Source organism: Devosia beringensis (assembly GCF_014926585.1).
Classification (GTDB): domain Bacteria; phylum Pseudomonadota; class Alphaproteobacteria; order Rhizobiales; family Devosiaceae; genus Devosia; species Devosia beringensis.
In genome coordinates, this window is the sequence record NZ_CP045422.1 from 1,123,359 (window position 1) to 1,141,675 (window position 18,317).

Annotated in this window: 17 protein-coding genes; 3 read left to right on the plus strand and 14 right to left on the minus strand. The window is 63.8% G+C overall.

What is annotated here, in order from left to right; all coding sequences use genetic code 11:
* Positions 1–120: 120 nt before the first annotated feature.
* The 7 genes from GDR53_RS05485 to GDR53_RS05515 all read right to left on the minus strand — a co-directional run bounded on the left by GDR53_RS05485 (position 121) and on the right by GDR53_RS05515 (position 7,040).
* Positions 121–1,104, minus strand: coding sequence for a DUF1624 domain-containing protein (locus tag GDR53_RS05485; protein WP_193337074.1), 984 nt, complete (start codon positions 1,102–1,104; stop codon positions 121–123).
* The gene (gene recQ / locus GDR53_RS05490; RefSeq protein ID WP_193337983.1) at positions 1,101–2,903 is read right to left on the minus strand and encodes a DNA helicase RecQ; all 1,803 of its coding nucleotides are present in this window, start codon (positions 2,901–2,903) and stop codon (positions 1,101–1,103) included. The genes GDR53_RS05485 and recQ overlap by 4 nt, the downstream gene beginning before the upstream one ends.
* Before the next feature lie 110 nt (positions 2,904–3,013).
* Positions 3,014–3,883, minus strand: a complete 870-nt coding sequence (locus GDR53_RS05495) for an SDR family oxidoreductase (protein ID WP_193337075.1) — start codon at positions 3,881–3,883, stop codon at positions 3,014–3,016.
* 297 nt (positions 3,884–4,180) lie between these two features.
* Positions 4,181–4,735 carry a DNA-3-methyladenine glycosylase gene (locus GDR53_RS05500; RefSeq protein WP_193337076.1) on the minus strand — a complete coding sequence of 185 codons (555 nt, stop codon included), beginning with the start codon at positions 4,733–4,735 and terminating at the stop codon, positions 4,181–4,183.
* Positions 4,736–4,808: 73 nt separating this feature from the next.
* Positions 4,809–5,870, minus strand: a complete 1,062-nt coding sequence (locus GDR53_RS05505) for a D-TA family PLP-dependent enzyme (protein ID WP_193337077.1) — start codon at positions 5,868–5,870, stop codon at positions 4,809–4,811.
* Entirely contained in the window at positions 5,867–6,643 is a 777-nt protein-coding gene (locus GDR53_RS05510) for an SDR family oxidoreductase (protein ID WP_193337078.1), read from the minus strand. Before GDR53_RS05510 ends, GDR53_RS05505 begins: the two co-directional genes overlap by 4 nt.
* Before the next feature lie 13 nt (positions 6,644–6,656).
* Positions 6,657–7,040, minus strand: a complete 384-nt coding sequence (locus GDR53_RS05515; RefSeq protein WP_193337079.1) for a RidA family protein — start codon at positions 7,038–7,040, stop codon at positions 6,657–6,659.
* A gap of 193 nt (positions 7,041–7,233) precedes the next feature.
* Here GDR53_RS05515 and GDR53_RS05520 point away from each other — a divergent pair, with 193 nt between their 5' ends.
* Positions 7,234–8,691, plus strand: a complete 1,458-nt coding sequence (locus tag GDR53_RS05520; RefSeq protein ID WP_193337080.1) for a M81 family metallopeptidase — start codon at positions 7,234–7,236, stop codon at positions 8,689–8,691.
* Positions 8,692–8,880: 189 nt separating this feature from the next.
* Here GDR53_RS05520 and GDR53_RS05525 read toward each other — a convergent pair whose 3' ends face one another.
* The 7 genes from GDR53_RS05525 to GDR53_RS05555 form a co-directional block, all read right to left on the minus strand.
* Positions 8,881–10,893, minus strand: a complete 2,013-nt coding sequence (locus GDR53_RS05525; RefSeq protein ID WP_193337081.1) for a beta-N-acetylhexosaminidase — start codon at positions 10,891–10,893, stop codon at positions 8,881–8,883.
* A 121-nt stretch (positions 10,894–11,014) separates the two neighbouring features.
* Positions 11,015–11,881, minus strand: coding sequence for a MurR/RpiR family transcriptional regulator (locus tag GDR53_RS05530; RefSeq protein WP_193337082.1), 867 nt, complete (start codon positions 11,879–11,881; stop codon positions 11,015–11,017).
* 31 nt (positions 11,882–11,912) lie between these two features.
* The gene (locus GDR53_RS05535) at positions 11,913–12,989 is read right to left on the minus strand and encodes an ABC transporter ATP-binding protein (RefSeq protein ID WP_193337083.1); all 1,077 of its coding nucleotides are present in this window, start codon (positions 12,987–12,989) and stop codon (positions 11,913–11,915) included.
* A gap of 99 nt (positions 12,990–13,088) precedes the next feature.
* On the minus strand, positions 13,089–14,270 hold the full coding sequence (locus GDR53_RS05540; protein WP_193337984.1) for an ABC transporter substrate-binding protein: 1,182 nt from the start codon (positions 14,268–14,270) through the stop codon (positions 13,089–13,091).
* A 145-nt stretch (positions 14,271–14,415) separates the two neighbouring features.
* Complete coding sequence (locus GDR53_RS05545) at positions 14,416–15,258, minus strand: carbohydrate ABC transporter permease (protein ID WP_193337985.1); 843 nt, start codon at positions 15,256–15,258, stop codon at positions 14,416–14,418.
* Positions 15,259–15,350: 92 nt separating this feature from the next.
* A complete protein-coding gene (locus GDR53_RS05550; protein ID WP_193337084.1) occupies positions 15,351–16,238 on the minus strand; it encodes a carbohydrate ABC transporter permease in 888 nt (295 codons plus the stop codon).
* 9 nt (positions 16,239–16,247) lie between these two features.
* Positions 16,248–17,402, minus strand: a complete 1,155-nt coding sequence (locus GDR53_RS05555; RefSeq protein WP_193337085.1) for a Gfo/Idh/MocA family protein — start codon at positions 17,400–17,402, stop codon at positions 16,248–16,250.
* Positions 17,403–17,544: 142 nt separating this feature from the next.
* Between GDR53_RS05555 and GDR53_RS05560 the strand changes: the two genes are divergently transcribed.
* Positions 17,545–17,769, plus strand: coding sequence for a hypothetical protein (locus GDR53_RS05560; protein WP_193337086.1), 225 nt, complete (start codon positions 17,545–17,547; stop codon positions 17,767–17,769).
* Positions 17,770–17,816: 47 nt separating this feature from the next.
* The gene (locus tag GDR53_RS05565; protein WP_193337087.1) at positions 17,817–18,314 is read left to right on the plus strand and encodes a hypothetical protein; all 498 of its coding nucleotides are present in this window, start codon (positions 17,817–17,819) and stop codon (positions 18,312–18,314) included.
* Positions 18,315–18,317: the final 3 nt, after the last annotated feature.

Consider the following 18,317-nt stretch of genomic DNA (forward strand, 5'->3'; position numbering starts at 1 on the left):
GCGTCGCCGGGGTTCGGACAAATCAACATGCAAACTATAAAAGGCCCATTCGCTCTGCCATTCAAGGCTGAATTTGAGCAAAAAACGCAACAACAACGTTCCAATGGCCCGAAAGGGGCCTCAGGGCGTGTCGTTGAGCGCGGGATAGATCAGCGCCGAGCACTGCCGGTTGCTGGCATCCAGAATGGTCTGCTGCTGCGCCGAAACCATGCCGGAATAGATGGCATCCCAGAGATCGTTTTGCTGCACGCCTTCAAGGCCACATTGGCAATAGGTGGTGCAGAGCGGCGCCGTGGTGCCACCGGCCTCGCAGGTGGATTGGCAGGAGGCGAGGAAATCGGTCTGCCGCATGGCGATCTGCGGCTGCAGCACGGCGGCGGCCGGATAGATCAGGCCGAGCAGGATGGGCTGGTGCAGCAGATAGATCAAAAGGCTCCAGCGCCCGAGTCCGGCCAGCAGGCGCGGCAGGCGACCGGTCGGGCAGATGGCTGCGAGGCGCGTTGCCACGGACGAGGCCAGGATCAGGCGCGTGGCGACAATGCCGATCAGCACGGCGGCCAGCCAGGGGAAGATGGGCACCAGGTCATTGGTGGGCGGGGGCACCTGCCAGAAGCCGATCCAGGAGTAGAGCTTCTCGTTGAACAGGGCATTGGACAAGAAAAAAGGCAGGGCGATCATCGCCGCCGCGACCAGCCCCGTCAGCCAGAGCGGCACGAAGAGGAAGGGCAGCGCCAGAATGCTGAACAGCGCGATGGCGTGCAGCACGCCGAAATAGACAAAGCTGTCGGGGAAGACGAGGAAGGTGCCCAGGGTGATGGCCAGCGCGCCCAGCACGACAAAGCCGGTGCGGCGCCGGAAGGCACGCCAGCGGATGGTCTTGCCATGCCCCAGCACCAGGCCGACACCGACCAGAAACAGAAACACCGCCAGAATGGAGCGGGCGATCAGGACCCAGTTCGGATCACGGCCGACATCGGGAGCGATGAAGCGGAAATAGCTCAGGTCCCAGCACAGGTGATAGGCCACCATGGCAATGATGGCGACGCCGCGGGCGATATCGACAATGGCAAAGCGCGGACGCGGGGCGACCGCAGGCGCGCTCACGCCGCCACCCGTGCCACCACGGCCAAAAAGTCATCGCCATAGCGATCGAGCTTGGCCTGGCCGACGCCGGGCAGGTTGAGCATGTCGTGGGGATGCCGCGGCACGGCCAGCGCCATGGCGCGCAGGGTGGCGTCGTGGAAGATCACATAGGGCGGCACGCCCTGGGCCTTGGCGAGGCGCGTGCGTTCCTCGCGCAGCGCCTCGAACAGCGGCAGCGCATGGGGCGGTATGGTCGCTGCCCGCTCGAGCGAACGCCGCACATCGACCGATTTCTTGGGCCGGTCCTTGCGCAGGGTGACCTTGCGCTCGTGGCGGAACACGGCGCGGGCGCCCTCGCCCAGCGTCAGCGCGCCATGGGCGGCGTGATCGACAACGATCAAGCCCGAGGCGGTCAGCTGGCGCAGCACCGATTGCCAGCTGCGCGAGTCGAGATCGGCGCCCTGGCCGAACACGGCCTGCTTGTCATGGCCGAAGCGAGTGACCTTGTCGGTAGCCTTGCCCATCAGCACGTCGATGACATGGGCCCCGCCGAAGCGCATGCCGGTGCGGTAGATGGCGGCCAGTGCCTTGATGGCCGCCTCGGTGCCGTCCCAAGTTTCGACCGGGGAGCGACAGGTATCGCAATTGCCGCACTGGCCGGGATGGGCCTCGCCGAAATGGCTCAGGATCGCCTGGCGGCGGCAGTCGGCGGTTTCGCAGACGCCGAGCAGGGCATTGAGCTTGCCGTGTTCGAGCCGCTTGATCTCGTCGGGGGCATTGCCCTCGTCGATCATGCGGCGGCGCTGCACTACATCGGCCATGCCATAGCTCATCCAGGCGTCGGCGGGCTGTCCATCGCGGCCGGCGCGGCCGGTTTCCTGGTAATAGGCCTCGATCGAGGACGGCAGGTCCATATGCGCGACATAGCGCACGTCAGGCTTGTCGATGCCCATGCCGAAGGCCACGGTGGCGACGATGCAGATGTTTTCTTCCTTGAGGAAGGCATCCTGATTGGCATTGCGGCGCTCGGCGCTGAGGCCGGCATGATAGGGCAGAGCCGGAATGCCCTTGCCCGACAGCCATTCGGCCGTGTCCTCGACCTTGGCGCGGCTGAGGCAATAGACAATGCCCGAGCTGCCCTTGTGCGCGGCGAGAAAAGCCAGCAGCTGGTCGCGAGCCTTGTCGCGCTCGACGATGGAATAGGAAATATTGGGGCGGTCGAAGCTGGTGGTGAAGACCTCGGCCGTTTCGAGCCCGAGCCGCTCGATGATGTCCTCGCGCGTCGTCGGATCGGCCGTGGCAGTCAGGGCAATCCGCGGCACGCCGGGGAACAGCTCGGTCAGCCGGGTCAGTTCACGATATTCCGGGCGGAAATCGTGGCCCCACTGGCTGACGCAATGGGCCTCGTCGATGGCAAAGAGGGCAATGTCGATGCCCGACAGCATATTGGCAAAGCCCGGCGTCGCCACCCGTTCGGGCGCCACATAGAGCAGGTCGAGCTCGCCACGCCGCAACTGGCTGCGCACTTCCGCTGATTCTTCTGGCGTGAGCGACGAGTTCAGCGCCGCCGCCGCAACGCCCGCCTGGCGCAGCGCCTCGACCTGGTCGCGCATCAACGCGATCAGCGGCGAGATGACGATGCCGACGCCGGGGCGGCAGATGGCGGGGATCTGGTAGCACATCGACTTGCCAGCGCCGGTGGGGAACAGCACCACCGCATCGCCGCCATGGACGACGTGATTGACGACGTCGGCCTGCAGGCCGCGGAAGCTCTTGTGACCGAAAACGTCGCGCAGGACCGCAAGCGGGTCACGCGGCATGGCCGCTTGTCCCGCGCCGAACAGATCGATACCCGATTCAAGTGCGCTCACCCCGCCCTTGAATCACGGGACGGGGTCAGCCGCAAGGCAGCACAGGTCAACGTGACCTGCTATCCACCGACGATCTCGCCGCCATTGGGATGCAGCACCTGGCCGGTCAGATAGGAACTCTCGTCGCAGGCCAGAAACAGATGGCAGGTGGCCACTTCATTGGGCTGGCCGGGCCGTTTCATCGGCTTGTCGGCGCCAAAGCTGGCGACCTTTTCGGCGTCGAAGGTCGCCGGAATCAGCGGCGTCCAGATCGGCCCGGGTGCCACCGCGTTGACGCGGATGCCCTTGTCGACAAGGTTGGCCGAAAGGGCGCGCGTGAAGGCGACGATGGCGCCCTTGGTGGCCGAATAGTCCAGCAGAGTGGCCGAGCCACGATAGGCAGTGACCGAGGTGGTGTTGACGATGGTCGCGCCCGCGCGGAGGAACGGCACGGCCGCCTGCGTCATGTAGAAATAGCCATAGATATTGGTCTGGAAGGTGCGCTGCAGCTGGTGCGGCGAGATATCGGTGATCTCGTCCTGCGGGTGCTGTTCGACGGCATTGTTGACCAGCACATCGAGCCGGCCGAATTCCTCGATGACCTTGCCGACGACATTGTCACAGAAGGTCTGTTCGCCGATATCGCCGCGGATCAGCAGCGGATCCTTGCCCTCGGCCCGGACGGCCTCGGCGGTGATCTTGGCGTCCTCGGTCTCGTTGAGATAGATCAGCGCCACCTCGGCGCCCTCGCGGGCGAACAGCACGGCGCAGGCCCGGCCGATACCGCTATCGCCGCCGGTAATGATGGCGACCTTGCCCTCTAGCCGGCCATTGCCGGGGAATTTGGGCGTGAATTCGGGCTTGGGGTGCATCTGCGTCTCAAGACCGGGCTGCTGGTCCTGCTGCTGCGGCGGATTGATGGCTTCAGCGGTAGTGTCACCCTGGGACATGATCGCATTCCTTGATGTGGTCGAGGCCGGAACGGGCGGGATAAGGGCTCGGCTGCCGTTTCGTTGGCCAGACTGGGAAACCGGAAAAACCCGTCTGTTCCCTCTGCCGCCATGTCCGGTTGACGCGTTCCGGCCTCGGGGACCAAAAGCGCCAGAACCCGATTTTGGTTCCGTCACGACTGGCCGGCGGTCATCACGTCTTTCTTGCGGCGCTGCAGGCTCTTGGCGTGCGGGCAGCCGCCCCCACGGCGCCATCCATACGGGACCGGCACGCACGGGTGTCGATCGCCGGGACGCTTAGCGCAGAGGCTTGCTGAGGAAGGGCGAGCCCTGCCGGACAAAGCGCCAGGGTGTATCGACACCCTTGGTAATGCCGATACGCGGGCCGGTAGCCACCGCAGGAGCCTCGGGGCTTGGGATGAGGCCAAACGGCTCGGCATCGAGTGGCAGTCCATCATGCGCGCGGGTGATGGACAGCGCCTGGCAAAGCTTGCCCGGTCCTGAGCAGAGCTGGCGGGGCGTGAGGCCACCGCGGCGTTGCTGCATCAGCTCCAGGCCATGCAACGGCTCCAGCGCCCGGATCAGAACGGCGCTGCCGGGCTGGCAGACAAAGTTGAGGCACCAGTGGACGCCGTAGATCTTGTAGACATAGGCATGGCCGGGTGGCCCGAACATGGCGGCATTGCGCGGCGTCGGCCCTTTGAAGCTGTGCGAGGCCGGATCGGCCTGGTCATAGGCCTCCACCTCGACCAGCACCCCGCCCACGCCATCGACCAGTAGCGTCACGCCGATCAGATCAGGCGCGACGATGTCGGCGGGTCGGTCAAAGAAGGCGGGGGTGATGTGCGGCATCAGCAGGCCTCAATGCGGCGGCGCTGCCAAGCCCGCATCAGCGTGCAGCGCGGGCTCCCGTAAGCGGGTCGCCTCACCCCACCCTGCCCCGCGCGTCGACGCGGACGGTCTCGACGACGTCGTCACCCGAAATCAGCGTCACCGTGTCGAACAGGTTGGATACCACGCAGGCATGGTTGGGGATGATGCGCAGCTGTTCGCCGATGGCCGGCTTGGTGGCACAGTTCGTCAGGTCGATGGTGCCATGCTCCTCGCTCAGCCCGACGATCTCGGCGCCGGGATAGGCCTCGATCAGGCCGAAGCCGGCCATGCCCAGCGTGTCGCTGGTCAGCGCCTTGGAGCCGGCATCGATGATGGCGCGGTTCTCGGTGGGGCGGCTGACCACAGTGGCCAAGACGGTCAGGGCGCAATCCTCGAAACCGCCGACGCCTTTGGCGACCTGGAAGCGGTCGAGATAGATATAGGTGCCGGGGCGGTGCTCGGTCGCCGCCGTCACCTCATGGGCGCGCCACAGGTCGGGCGTGCCGCCATTGGAGATGATGGCGGGCGGCAGGCCGGCCTCGATCAGGGCCTGCTTGGCACTGCCCAGCCAGGCCGCATTGGTCTCGACATGGCCGGCGGCCGGATAGGTCATCAGCCCACCAAATTCGAGACCGGGTGCGGCCGCGATCAGCTGGGCGAGCGTGACGGCGTCGCCTGGGCTCTGCACGCCGCAGCGCCCCATGCCGGTATCGCATTCAACCAGGACGGTCAGCGGCCCGACGGCATCGGCGAAGGTTACCGACAGACCGGCGACGGTTTCGGCGCTGTCGGCGGTCACCGTGATATGCACGCGCTCGCTCAGCGCCCGCAGGCGCGCCAGCTTGGCGGCGCCCAGGATATTGTAGGGCAGGAAAATCTCGGTAATGCCGGCATCGGCCATCACCTCGGCCTCGCCCAGCTTCTGCACGGTGATGCCGACGGCACCCAGTTCCATGGCCCGGCGGGCAAAGCGCGGCAGCTTGTGGGTCTTGATATGGGGCCGCAGCTTAAGCTCATGGCTGTCGGCATAGTCCTGCACGCGCTTGAGATTGGCCTCGACGCGATCGATATCGATCAACACGGCCGGGGTATCGAGTTCGGAAAAACGGGTCATTTGCCCCTCAGGACGTCATCGACGAAAACCAGGTTGCCGGCGGTAAGCCCGGCATCAACCGGCAGCACGGTGCCGGTAATGCCAGAAGCTGCTTCGCAGGCGAAGAAGACGGCCGCATTGGCCACCTCGACCGGCAGCACCATGCGGCCGAGCGGATAGTGCGGCAAGACATTGTCCAGCAAAGTCGGATCGGCGGCCAGGCGATGGTCCCATGCCGGCGTGCGCACCGAGCCAGGGCAGATCACATTGGCCCGGACCCCCTGCCCGCCCCGCTCGACGGCGATGGCCTTGGCATAGGCGACGAGCCCCGCCTTGGCGGCGGAATAGGCCGGGTTGCCATAGTGGCCCAGGGCATTGACCGAGGAGATGAAGACCAGGCTGCCCGAGCCGCGCGCCGCCATGGCGGCGACAATGGGATCGGTCATGGCATAGGCGCCACTCAGGTTGATGCCCAATTCGCTCGCCCAGACATCGTCATCGAGCTGGTCGAGCGTTTCGGCGCGGGTAAAACCGGCATTGGACACCACCGCGTCGGGGGCGCCATGGTCGGCCAGATAGCGCTCCACGGCGGCCCGCGTGCCCTTGGCATCGGCCTGGTCGAACAGCACCGTGCCGACGAGATCGAGGCCCGCCAGCATGCCTGCCTCGCGATCGGCGCCGACCACCTTGGCCCCCGCCGCCACGAAGTTGCGGACCAGCGCCTGGCCGATGCCACCGCCGGCGCCGCTGATCAGCACAGTCTTGCCGTCGAGGCGGAAAACGGAATTGGTCATTGCCGGCCTTTCCTCAGGGCTTCTTGTAGGCGACGCAGTCGATCTCGACCTTGCAGTCGACCATCATATGGCTCTGCACGCAGGCGCGCGCCGGCGGGTGCTCGCCGAAATAGCTCTTGTAGACGCCATTGAAACTCCAGAAGTCGCGTGGATCATCGAGCCAGACGCCGCAACGCACCACATCTTCGAGCCCATAGCCAGCCTCGGTCAGGATGGCGATGACGTTCTGGATGGTCAGATGGGTTTCCTCGACAATGCCGCCGCGGACGATCTCGCCATCCTTCATGGCCACTTGGCCGGACACATAGAGCCAGCCATCGGCCTGGACGGCGCGGGCGAAGGGCAGGTTCTGGCCACCGGCCCCGGACTTTTCGGCGCCATAACGGATGATCGACATGAGGGTCTCCTGAGCAGGTTTCTGAAAGCCAGTTTCGTTATCCGGCAGCATAGCTGGCCAAAATCGGCATTTCACCGAGAATGTGCCGACAAACATGTAAATTTCTTACGTGATAGCGCTGTGTTGCCTATGCTATCGTGCAGCAAGCCCTTCTTGCGGCCAAGCCCCTCTTGCCCTCAATGCGAGTTTCCACGTGCGCGTCTTTACCGCTGCCCTGGCCACCGAAACCAATACCTTTTCGCCCATCGCCATCGATCGACGGGCCTTCGAGGCCTCGCTCTATTCCGGACCCGGCGAGCATCCGGCCACGCCCACCCTGTGCACGGCGCCGATTACCGTGGGGCGCGAGGTCTGCGCCCGTGAAGGCTGGACGCTGATCGAGGGCAGCGCCAGCTGGGCGGATCCCGCTGGCCTGATCGCGCGCGGCACCTATGAGGAACTGCGCGACGAGATCCTGGGCCAGCTGCAGGCGGCGCTGCCGGTGGATGGCGTGGTGCTGGGCCTGCATGGCGCGATGGTGGCGCAGGGCTATGACGATCCCGAAGGCGACCTGCTGACGCGGGTGCGCCAGATCGTCGGCCCGGATGTGCTGGTCTGCGCCGAGCTCGACCCGCATAGCCACCTGACTGCGAAGCGCGTTGCCGCCGCCAATTTCTTCGTCGTTTTCAAGGAATTCCCGCATACAGATTTCGTCGACCGCGCCCGCGATCTCTGGGGCATCGCGGTGCGGACGCTCAAGGGCGAGATCACCCCGGTGATGAGCGTCTTCGACTGCCGGATGATCGACATTTTCCCCACCTCCAAGCAGCCGATGCGCGGCTTTGTCGACCGGCTCTATGCGCTGGAAAAGTCCGAACCTGGCGTGCTGTCGCTCTCGGTCATCCACGGCTTCATGGCCGGCGACGTGCCGGAAATGGGGACCAAGGTCATCGCCGTGACCGATGGCGATGCTGCGGCGGGCGCGGCACTGGCCGAGCGGCTGGGGCGGGAACTGTTTGCCATGCGCGGCACCTTCATGGTTGCCCAGGTTGACGAGAAGGCCGCGGTCGATGCGGCCGTTGCAGCGCCGGTCGGCCCGGTGGTGATTGCCGATGTCTGGGACAATCCGGGTGGCGGTACGGCCGGCGATGCCACGGTCATTCTCGCCGAGCTGATCGCCCGGGGGATCACTGACGTGGCCGTAGGGACGATCTGGGATCCGATCGCGGTGCAGATCTGCATGGCCGCCGGCGAGGGCGCCGTCATCCCGCTGCGCTTCGGTGCCAAATCGGCGCCACATACGGGTAACCCAATTGACCAAACGGTGACGGTCAATCGAATCGTCTGCGACGCGCAGATGCGCTTTGGCGAGAGCTATGCCCCCTTCGGCGACGCGGCGTGGATAAGCTTTGCCGGCATCGACGTTATCCTCAACTCTACGAGGGCACAAAGCTTTGATCCATCGCTGTTTTCGGCGCTGGGAATCGACCCGAAAACGCGGAAAATCCTGCTGATCAAGTCAACCAACCACTTCTATGACAGCTTCTCCAAGATCGCTGCGGAGATCATCTATTGCGCGGCGGGAAAGCCCTATCCCAACACGCCGAAAACCACGCCCTATCGCAAGGCGCGGCGCGATATCTGGCCGATGGTGGAAAATCCTTGGGGGTAGGCCTCCTCTCCCGTTTACGGGAGAGGGGGACCACGCGAAGCGTGGTGGAGAGGGGCGCCACACGCACCTATCTATAGTGCGGTTGGGCAGTGCTCATTCGCCCCATCGCGGGTGTGGCTCCCCCCTCCACCGCCTAATGGCGGTCCCCCTCCCCCGCGGGCGTGGGAGGCTGAGCTCCGTGCAAGCGCCTTACTCTGCAGCCCAATTTCCGTACATGATCGGCATGAGGCCAACGAGCGCCTTGAAGCGATCCCAGCTCTTGCGCTCGGGCGTGGTCCAGCCGGCTTCGGCAATCGCCGAAAGGCGGGGAAAGACCAGGCGATCGAAGATGGCGCGGTCGGTCATGGACTCGCTCCAGATGCAGGCCTGGATGCCCAGCAGATGGGTCAGGCCCTGTTCGGAGAAGCCGGCGCGGGCTTCGAACTCATAGGTTTCCTGTGGGCCCGACCAGCCGGCCCAGCCGGCACCGGGCTCGGCCCAGTTCACGCCATTGGCCATGTCGAGATAGTAGCGCTGGCCGGGCGAGACGACGATGTCGAAGCCCTTTTCGGCCAGGGCAGCGTTGATCTCGACATTGCGCCAGCCGATAACGAAGCTCTTGTCCTTGTCGACCGCATTGCCATGGGCCGCCTCTTCCCAGCCGCCGGTAATGGCGCCCTTGGACGCGATATAGTCATGCACGCGGCGGATGAAGGCGGCCTGGATCAGGGCCGTTGGCGAGCCCTCGATTTCGTCGGCGCCGTGGTGGTTGCCGAGCTGGTTGAACTGGCGCTCATGTTTGGCGCGCATCTCGGGGCCACCGAGCTTTTCGATCATGTCGAGGGCCAGCGGCGAGCCGGACCAGGCGGCCAGCGGCACTTCATCGGCGCCCAGATGGAAGATGCCGGCGGGGAAGAGCTCGAGCACCTCGTCGACGACGGTCTCGATGAACTTGTAGACCGGCTCATAGGCCGGGTTGAGGCTGTTATTGGGGAAGCCCTGTACCGATTGGTATTCGCCCTGTTCGGCCGGGTCACGCAGCTGTGGCAAGGCCTGCAGCGTGGCGTAGGAATGGCCGGGAATATCGATTTCGGGGATGACCGCGATGGCCAGGCTATCGGCCAGGGCCACGATCTGACGCACGACAGGTTTGGAATAGTAGCCGCCCGTCGGATGCGGGCCGGAGCCGAGCAGCGGTGGCAGCGCCATGCCATGGCCGCGCCAGGCACCAATCTGGGTCAGTTCGGGGAAGGCGTCGATCTCGATGCGCCAGGCCTCGTCTTCGCTGAGGTGCCAGTGGAACTTGTTGAGCTTGTTCCAGGCCATCAGCTTGAGCAGCTGGCTGACTTCGGCGCCGGAATAGAACTGCCGCGCCACATCCAGGTGGCAGCCGCGATAGGCAAAGCCGGGTTCGTCGGTGATGGTGCCGCCGGTGGGGAAGACGAAGGTCTGTGGGTACTGACGCGCGCCGCGCAGGATCTGTCCCAGCGTGATCAGGCCGTAGACCATGCCCTGGCGCGTGGTAGCGGCGACGGTAGCGGCATTGTCGGCAAAGCTGAGCTCATAGGCCTCGGCAGCCAGGCCGGCCTTGTGCACAATGGCCACCGGCATGCCGGCTTCCGAGCCGGGGCGCACCAGGCCCTCTACCGGGAAGAGATCGGCGACGAGACCGGCAAAGGCGGCCGCAGCCTTGCCGGCGTCATCGCCCTGTGGCTTGAGATCGAGGCCGGGAGGCGCGACACGAGCACCCGTCGTGGCCACCGATTTGGGCCAGGGAATGATCGAGACCGAAACCGGCGCCTTGGCCGGAATGCGGAATTTTGCCGTGCCCTTGAGCAGGGGCGCATTGTGGCCCTTGCCCTGGGTGGGCGCGGTTGGCAGGGTGATGATGGTGCCGTCGGCCAGCGCGACATAGGCCGCGTTGGCGCCGTCGCTCCAATGGCGCAGGCCATAGGAGAGGCCACGGGCCACCGAGCGCCAGGTGGCGCCGGGTTCGAGCACGAAGCCATCGGGCGGCGCGATCAGGGTATGGTTGGACAGGCGCTTGAGCAGCTTGCCGTTTTCCAGCGTCGCGGTGGGATCGATGCGGGCGGGGCCCGAAAAGCCTAGGGTGAAATTCGTGATCGCGGTATCGCCATCATTGGTCAGCTCAAGGCCATAGGCGAGTTCCTCGCCGTCGGTGGGGGGGGTCCAGGTGGTGGCAAGCGAGAGGGCGATCGTCATAGAATAGTCCTTCAGTAGACCTCCTCCTGAGCGTGTGGAAGGAGGAGGTCGTGGCGGGTTCGGTGGCTGCGACCGCGTGGCTCGACAGGCTCACCATGAGGTCTGGGAGAGTTCGCCGCCGCTAATCCCCCAGCGGCTGGGCGTCGTCGCCGTCGCGATTGACGACGAGCTGGTGCTTGATGCGGCGCATGCTGGCGACTGCGGACGGACCCAAACGGGTGGCCACGGTCTGCGCCAGCACATCGACCGTCGCCAGAAAGGCATAGCGGCCCGGCGTGGGACGGAGGATGTCGGCATTCTCGTGCCAGTTGACCGGCAGCAGAATGTCGGACTGGGCCGAGACGATGGAGGCGGAGCGGGTAATGACGATGCGGGTCAGGCCATATTCACCGGCCACGGTGAGGGTCTTGGCCAGCTGGGCATTGTTGCCCGAGAGCGAGAAGGCGACAATGACGGTGCCGGCCGGCGCGGCGGCGGCGCGCATCATCTGTAATTGATGGTCGTCGGTGGAGGCCACCTTGAGACCGAGGCGAAACAGCCGCGCCTCGACTTCGCCGGCCATCATTGATGAGGCGCCACCCGAGCCGAAGGCCAGCACAAAGCTGGATTTGACCAGGCTTTCGGCTGCCCGCTCGACAGCAGCGAAATCAAGATGATCAAAGGTTTCGTAGATGATGGACTGGATGCCGTTGACCACGCCCTGGGCAATTTCATGCACGCTGGACGGGCCGGCGGCGGGGGCAAAATAGCGCTGGCCGACAAAGCGCGACTGCGCCAGCCGCACCTTGAAATCGGCATAGGAATCGCAGCCCAGGCGCCGGCAGAAGCGGGTGACGGTGGGCGGCGAGACGTCGGCCTGGGCCGCCAGATCGACGATGGAGAGCTTTAGGGCAGCGTCGACATCGGCCAGCACGATCTCGGTCAGCGCGCGCTCGGAGCGGGTGAAGGCGTTCTTTTCGGCCTGCAGCAGCCCAACGATATCCAGCATGTTCTCCGCTTCCCGTGCACGCCCAGACAGGTCAGTAGACGGCGAGGCCCGCCGTATCAAACAGGTGCACCTGATCCAGGGTAAAGCCGACCTCGCTGACCTCGCCTTCGGCGATCGGTGGGGCACCTTCGAACAGGGCGATGAAGTTTTCCCCGCCCGGCAGGGTCGAATAGGCCACGGTATGAATGCCCAGATGCTCGACAATATTGGGCGTGATCCTGAGACTGAAATCGCCCGTGCCGAGCTGGAGATGCTCGGGGCGCACGCCCAGGGTAATGTCCTGCCCGACAACGGAAGTCGACTGGCGCGGCAGGGCAATGCTGCCCAGGCTGCCCAGATCGACGGTAATGGTGGTGCCATCGGCCTTGGTAACGGTGCCGTTGATGAAGTTCATTCGCGGGCTGCCGATAAAGCCGGCCACGAAGAGATTGTCCGGCTTGTGATAGAGCTCGAGCGGCGAGCCGACCTGGGAGATTTGGCCGGCATCGAGCACGACGATCTTGTCGGCCATGGTCATAGCTTCGACCTGATCATGGGTGACATAGATCATGGTCGAGCCCAGGCGCTTGTGCAGCTCCATGAGCTCGATGCGCATTTCCGAGCGCAGGGCGGCGTCGAGGTTGGACAGCGGCTCGTCGAAGAGGAATATCTTGGGCTGGCGCACGATGGCGCGGCCGATGGCCACGCGCTGGCGCTGACCACCCGAGAGCTGGCCGGGACGGTGCTGCAACCGCGATTCCAGCTGCAAGACCTTGGCGGCGGCGCCGACGCGGGCATCGACCTCGGCTTGCGGCAGCCGTTCGACGCGCAGCGGGAAGGCGATGTTTTCATAGACCGTCATGTGCGGATAGAGCGCGTAACTCTGGAACACCATGGCGATGCCGCGCTGGACGGGGGGCAGGTCATTGACGATCTTGCCGCTGATCTCGATTTCGCCCTGGGTGACATCTTCCAGCCCGGCGATCATGCGCAACAGGGTGGATTTGCCACAGCCGGAGGGACCGACGAATACCACGAACTCGCCCTCGGACACGTCCAGGTCGATGCCCTTGATGATGCGGGCTTCGTTGAAGGACTTTTCGAGGTGCTTGAGGCTCAGCTGCGACATTGGTCGTCTCCGGTCGGCGGGACTTGATACCCGCGGGCAGGCATGGGGGGCGTGAGTGCCGCCGCCCCAAAAAGGGGGCGACGGCCAGATCAGGAGAGCTTACTTGTACTGCTCGAGTTCGCCAGCGGCGGTCGTCAGGGCAGCAGCCGGTTCGGCAGCGCCGGTCACGACGGACTGGACCATTTCGATCATCACGTTCTGCAGACCGACATAGTCGGTGAACAGGGGCTCTGGGCCACCGAACTCGATGCCATCCAGGAAGGGCTTCCAGTAGGCCTTCTCGGCGATCAGCGCATCGGTCTGGGGCTGCAGTGGACGCAGCGGGGTCAGGCCCTGGGCCATTTCGGCAGCCCACTGGCGTTCGCCATCGGTGATGAACTTGGCAAGGCTGGTGGCCTGTTCTTCAACACCGGTGCCCTTGAAGACAGCCAGCGCATCGGTGATCAGCAGGGTGCCGGGACCCTGGGCATCAGGACCGAGCGGCAGGTCGGCAACGCCCCAGTTCATGCCGGCTTCTTCAGCACGAAGCGCGGCACCGGGGGAGGCTTCGATCATGGCAACACCGCCGTCCAGCCAGATGGCACGGACTTCGTTCTGCTCATAGGCGGTCGGGCCTTCTTCGGAATAGGGCACGATGTCCTTGAGCGCGGTGAGGGCAGCCAGGACCTGTGGCGAGTCGAGGGTGATGTTGCCCTCGGCGTCGATCACCGAACCATTGTTGGTGTAAACCCAGTGCAGGAACTGGTGCAGGGTGTTGTCGAAGGTCTTGGCGACGAGGCCATAGCCGGCTGCGTCGGTATTTTCAGTGATCTGCTTGGCGAAAGCGATCTTTTCTTCCCAGGTCTTGGGTGGCACTTCCGGATCGAGGCCGGCGGCTTCGAACAGGTCCTTGTTCCAGAACAGGGCCTTGGTCGAGAAGGCGACCGGGACGCCCCACTGGGTGCCGTCGAAGGTCACGGTATCGGGCACGTAGTTGTAATAGGCGGCCTTTTCGTCATCCGTCATCGGCACGGGAATGATCAGGTCGTTGAGCGCGAACTGCTTGAGGGTACGCGAGCCGACATAGGCCAGGGAAACCGGCGTGCCGGCTGCAGCCAGCGTGGTCACCTTGTCCTGGCACTGGCCCCAGCCGACGATCTCGGGGGCAACCTTGAAGCCTGGATTGGCGGCTTCCCATTCGGCGAAGTATTCAGCATAGCCAGCGGTCAGTTCGTCACCGCAGTTGATGAAGGTGATTTCCTTGACGTCTTGGGCGAAAGTCGCCGGGACCGCTGCGGCCATGGCCAGCAGTGATACCGCGGTAAGTCCGATGATTTTTTTCACGTTGTAGTCTCCCTTTGTGCGCGCCCCGGAAGGCGACTTCCCTCAATCGGGTTCATGCGATCCCGATCTCGATTCCCTTGATTCAGGCCCCCTCGGGCCCGCGTTACTGCTTCACGGCACCAGCGGTGAGGCCGGCGACGAGGTAGCGCTGCAGGAACACGATGACGATCATGACCGGCAGGATTCCGACGAAACTGGCTGCCATCAACTCGTTCCAGATCACTTCCTGCTTGCCGAAGAAGGCGAACAGCCCCACCGGCAAAGGCATGAATTCGGTCTTGGAATTGAAGGTCAGCGCGAAGATGAACTGCTGCGCATAGGCACCGATGAAGGTCATGATGGCGACCACGACGATGCCCGGCATGGCCAGCGGCAGGATGACCCGGCGCAGGGTATAGAGGCGGGAGGCGCCATCGACCCAGGCGGCCTCGTCGAGCTCCTTGGGGATGCGCATCATATAGGTGCGCAGCAGCCAGATCGAGGACGGGATAAGAAAGGCGGCGCCTGGCACAATCATGGCCCAATAGGTGTTGAGCAGGCCCAGCTGGCGCATCAGGCGGAACAGCGGGATGAGCAATACTGCGCCCGAGAACATGTTGACCGCCAGGAATCCGCCCAGCATCAGGCTGGAGCCGGGAAACTGGAAGCGGGCAAAGGCATAGGCTGCCGGCACAACGATGATGACCACGATCAGGGTCACGACCGAGGAGATGAAGAACGAGTTGAAGATGTGCATGCCCAAAGCCGGTACCGACTGCCACATGCTGAAATAGGCGTCGAACGAGCCGTTCTTGGGCCAGAAGCTGTAAGGGGTGGAGAACAGCAGCGCCAGCGGCTTGAGCGAGACCAGGAAGCCTTCGATGAAGGGCGCCAGGATGAAAAACAAGAAGACTGCCATGGCCGCGTACATCAGCACCACTTCGTGCAGCTTGTAGCGATCGATCATCGGCTTGGTCGAGCGAACGCGCAGGAGTTTGGCCGGCTTGACCAGCGCCTTGCTGTCGGCAGCGGCAACTTCGGTGGTGCGGGCGACGTCAGTCATTTGGCTTCTCCCTGCGACAGTTTCCGAACGGCACGGAAGTAGACGATGCAGAACAGCGAGACGAAGATGCAGATCACCACGGCGCGGGCAGCACCCTCGCCATATTTACGGCTGCCCATGGCCGTCTTGTAGGTGTCGATGATCATGGTGGTGGTGGAGCCGGACGGGCCACCCTGGGTCAGGATCCAGATGATGTCGAAAGAATTGAAGGTGGCGATCAGGCTGAGCAGGCTCATGGTCAGCAAAGCCGGCACCAGCAGCGGCAGGGTAATGCGGCGGAAGCGGTAGCCGCGGCCGGCACCATCGGTCCAGGCAGCCTCATAGAGATCCTTGGGGATCGATTGCATGGCGGCCAGCAGGTAGATGGTGACCATGGGCACGCCGATCCAGACGTCGGTGACGATGGTGGCCCAGAAGGCGCTGTCGCCATAGGCCAGGATGGGCCAGGGTTTTTCGATGACGCCGAAGTTTTGCAGCAGGCCCGAAATCATGCCGAACTGGCCATTATACATCCAGCCCCACATGAAGATCCCGATGGCCATGGGGACAATCCAGGGTGGCATGATCAGGATGCGGAACATGGCCTGGCCGGGGATAGCCGCGTTGAGCAGGGTGGCGCCCAGCGTGCCGATGATCATCTTGGTAGCGACCGAGAAGAAGGTCCAGATGAAGGTGCGGATGATGACTTCGGTGAAATTGCCGGCGCCGAAAATGCGCTCGTAATTGGCCCAGCCAACGAAATCGGAGGTCGGCCGCAGCGACGCATTGGTGAAGGACAGCACCACCGTATCAAACAGCGGATAGGCGACGATGATCAGGATGTAGATGAGGGCCGGCGCCAGCAGGGCCAGGGCGAAGAGGGAAGCGCTACGGTTGCCGGTCATCCTGCTCTCCTAGCCCGCGCGCCCGAGGGCGGTATCGAACTCTTGCCAGATGGGGGTCATGTCGATGACCGATTTTGTGCGCATGGCCCGGTCCATGGTCAAGGCCAGCAGGCCGGCCTCGAGCGCGTCGGTAATGGACACCGGCAGCGGATCGCCATCGAGCACATGCTTGAGGATGTCCTCGGCCATCTGCTCGTCTGCGCCGTAATGCTGGCTGAGTTCGCTCAGCTTGTAGGTGGTGTCGACAAGGCGCTCGGCGGTGCGGCTGTCCGTGACGCGCAGGAAATTGCGGATGAAGTCGCCTTCGGCCATGCCCTGTGCGCCCATCACGGCAAAGCGGCGGAAATCGTCGGGGACGTTGAGATTGGTGTGGAAGGTCAGCGCCGCACCGTTTTCGTACTGCACCATGGCCGTCTGGAAATCGATGATGTCGCCATCGCTGTCGAACACCTTGTCGCTGCCCTGCCAGCCGCTCGGCTTGCGGTGATAGACTTCCATGTCATTGACGCCGACATTGGCGGGCGCATTGGCCGGAATGAAGGTGCGGCGGCCGCCGAAGCTCGAGACATATTTTGGCCGGCAGCCCATGACGCCATTGTAGAGGTCGAGGTCGTGGCAGCATTTTTCGAGCATGAAGCTGCCCGAATAGCGCTCGTAGCGGCGCCAGTCGCGCATGAAGAAGGCGCCGTGATAGGGCGGGATATGTTCGGAGGCCTCGATGGAGGTGATGGCGCCCAGCTGCCCATCGGCCTGCGCCCGGCGCAGATCGACATAGAGCGGGGCATAGCGCAGCACGAGACCGACCATCAGATTGTCCGAGCCGTACTGGGCGATCAGCCGGGCAATCTCCATGGTGTCTTCAACCGAGGTCACCACCGGCTTTTCGGTGAAAATCTTGAGGCCGCGCTCGAGGCCGATGCGAATATGCTCAAGATGCAGGTGATTGGGCGAGCCGACCATCAACAGATCCAGCGGCTCGCTGTCGAGCATGGCTTCGAGACTATCAAACTGGGTGCCGAGCGAAACGCCGTGCTCGGTGGCATAGGGCAGGCCGGCAGGCGCCGGATCCACATAGCCGGCAATGGAGAAGTCATCCCGGGCAGCGGAAAAGACCCGCGCCAGATAGCCCAAACGATAGCCGAGGCCGATGATGCCTACCCGCATGGTGTGCCTGTTGTCCCTGTCGTATCCCGCCAATCTCTGTCGGATCGGTCGAGCTTTTTGTAAACTATTTTCAAGATTAGGATCGTTCCGAAAGCAATGTCAACATGAATCCGTCACAATGACAATACCAATATAAGCCACCATGGCGGTTTGCTTAAACGGGCAGCATTTTGGCGAAATTCTGGGCGTTTATGGGGTGTTTTTCGCTGATGACGGTGTGGACAAGCCACGTAAAAATCCGCAGATTGTCCAAATTGGTATTCATCTGGCTTCAACGCTCTGTTCAGGGTTGGATGAGCGCTATGAAAATTTGAAACACAAAGACGGGCAGCCTTGCCGCCATTCGGTCACCGGTATGAACGCATGATGACTGACGCCCGATCGCCCCATTCGCCACCAGCCAAGAGACCGACGATGACCCGTGCCAATCCCTTTGCCGACGATGCCGACCGCAGTGCCATATGGACCATGCTGGTGGAGCGTGACATCGCCGCCTTTGTCGCCGCCGACTGGTCCCAGGTTGATGGCGACTTCGTCAAGACAGGTTTTCTGGGCATCAATGGCGGCAAGTCGGGCAATCCCGATGACTGGCGCATCAGCTATCCCACCCTTGAGGCCTATCGCGACGACTGGATCGGGCAGGCCCAGGCCAGCCAGAAGCTGGACTATGCCGAGGACGTGCTGGAAGGCATCCACCGCGCCACGAGCCTCACCGAAATCGAGATCAATGGCGACATCGCCATCGCGCATAAAAAGTTCGACGGCGAAATCGCGCTCAGCGATGGCGGCAAGGACGTGCTCAACTGGCAGACGCTCTACTTCTGCCGCAAGGTCGATGGGGTGTGGAAGCTGACCGGGTTTGCGGGCTACCTCCCCTATCCGATGGGCGCGGCGACCTCCCGCCAGGCCTAGAAC

Bases quoted from the DNA above. Each gene is read 5' to 3' on its own strand.
- GDR53_RS05500 (WP_193337076.1), bottom strand. From the start codon at position 4,735: ATGCCGCACATCACCCCCGCCTTCTTTGACCGACCCGCCGACATCGTC.
- GDR53_RS05495 (WP_193337075.1), bottom strand. From the start codon at position 3,883: ATGTCCCAGGGTGACACTACCGCTGAAGCCATCAATCCGCCGCAGCAG.
- GDR53_RS05510 (WP_193337078.1), bottom strand. From the start codon at position 6,643: ATGACCAATTCCGTTTTCCGCCTCGACGGCAAGACTGTGCTGATCAGC.
- GDR53_RS05535 (WP_193337083.1), bottom strand. From the start codon at position 12,989: ATGTCGCAGCTGAGCCTCAAGCACCTCGAAAAGTCCTTCAACGAAGCC.
- GDR53_RS05555 (WP_193337085.1), bottom strand. From the start codon at position 17,402: ATGCGGGTAGGCATCATCGGCCTCGGCTATCGTTTGGGCTATCTGGCG.
- GDR53_RS05540 (WP_193337984.1), bottom strand. From the start codon at position 14,270: ATGGCCGCAGCGGTCCCGGCGACTTTCGCCCAAGACGTCAAGGAAATC.
- GDR53_RS05565 (WP_193337087.1), top strand. From the start codon at position 17,817: ATGACCCGTGCCAATCCCTTTGCCGACGATGCCGACCGCAGTGCCATA.
- recQ (WP_193337983.1), bottom strand. From the start codon at position 2,903: ATGCCGCGTGACCCGCTTGCGGTCCTGCGCGACGTTTTCGGTCACAAG.
- GDR53_RS05545 (WP_193337985.1), bottom strand. From the start codon at position 15,258: ATGATCGATCGCTACAAGCTGCACGAAGTGGTGCTGATGTACGCGGCC.
- GDR53_RS05560 (WP_193337086.1), top strand. From the start codon at position 17,545: ATGGCGGTTTGCTTAAACGGGCAGCATTTTGGCGAAATTCTGGGCGTT.
- GDR53_RS05515 (WP_193337079.1), bottom strand. From the start codon at position 7,040: ATGTCGATCATCCGTTATGGCGCCGAAAAGTCCGGGGCCGGTGGCCAG.
- GDR53_RS05505 (WP_193337077.1), bottom strand. From the start codon at position 5,870: ATGACCCGTTTTTCCGAACTCGATACCCCGGCCGTGTTGATCGATATC.
- GDR53_RS05530 (WP_193337082.1), bottom strand. From the start codon at position 11,881: ATGCTGGATATCGTTGGGCTGCTGCAGGCCGAAAAGAACGCCTTCACC.
- GDR53_RS05550 (WP_193337084.1), bottom strand. From the start codon at position 16,238: ATGACCGGCAACCGTAGCGCTTCCCTCTTCGCCCTGGCCCTGCTGGCG.
- GDR53_RS05525 (WP_193337081.1), bottom strand. From the start codon at position 10,893: ATGACGATCGCCCTCTCGCTTGCCACCACCTGGACCCCCCCCACCGAC.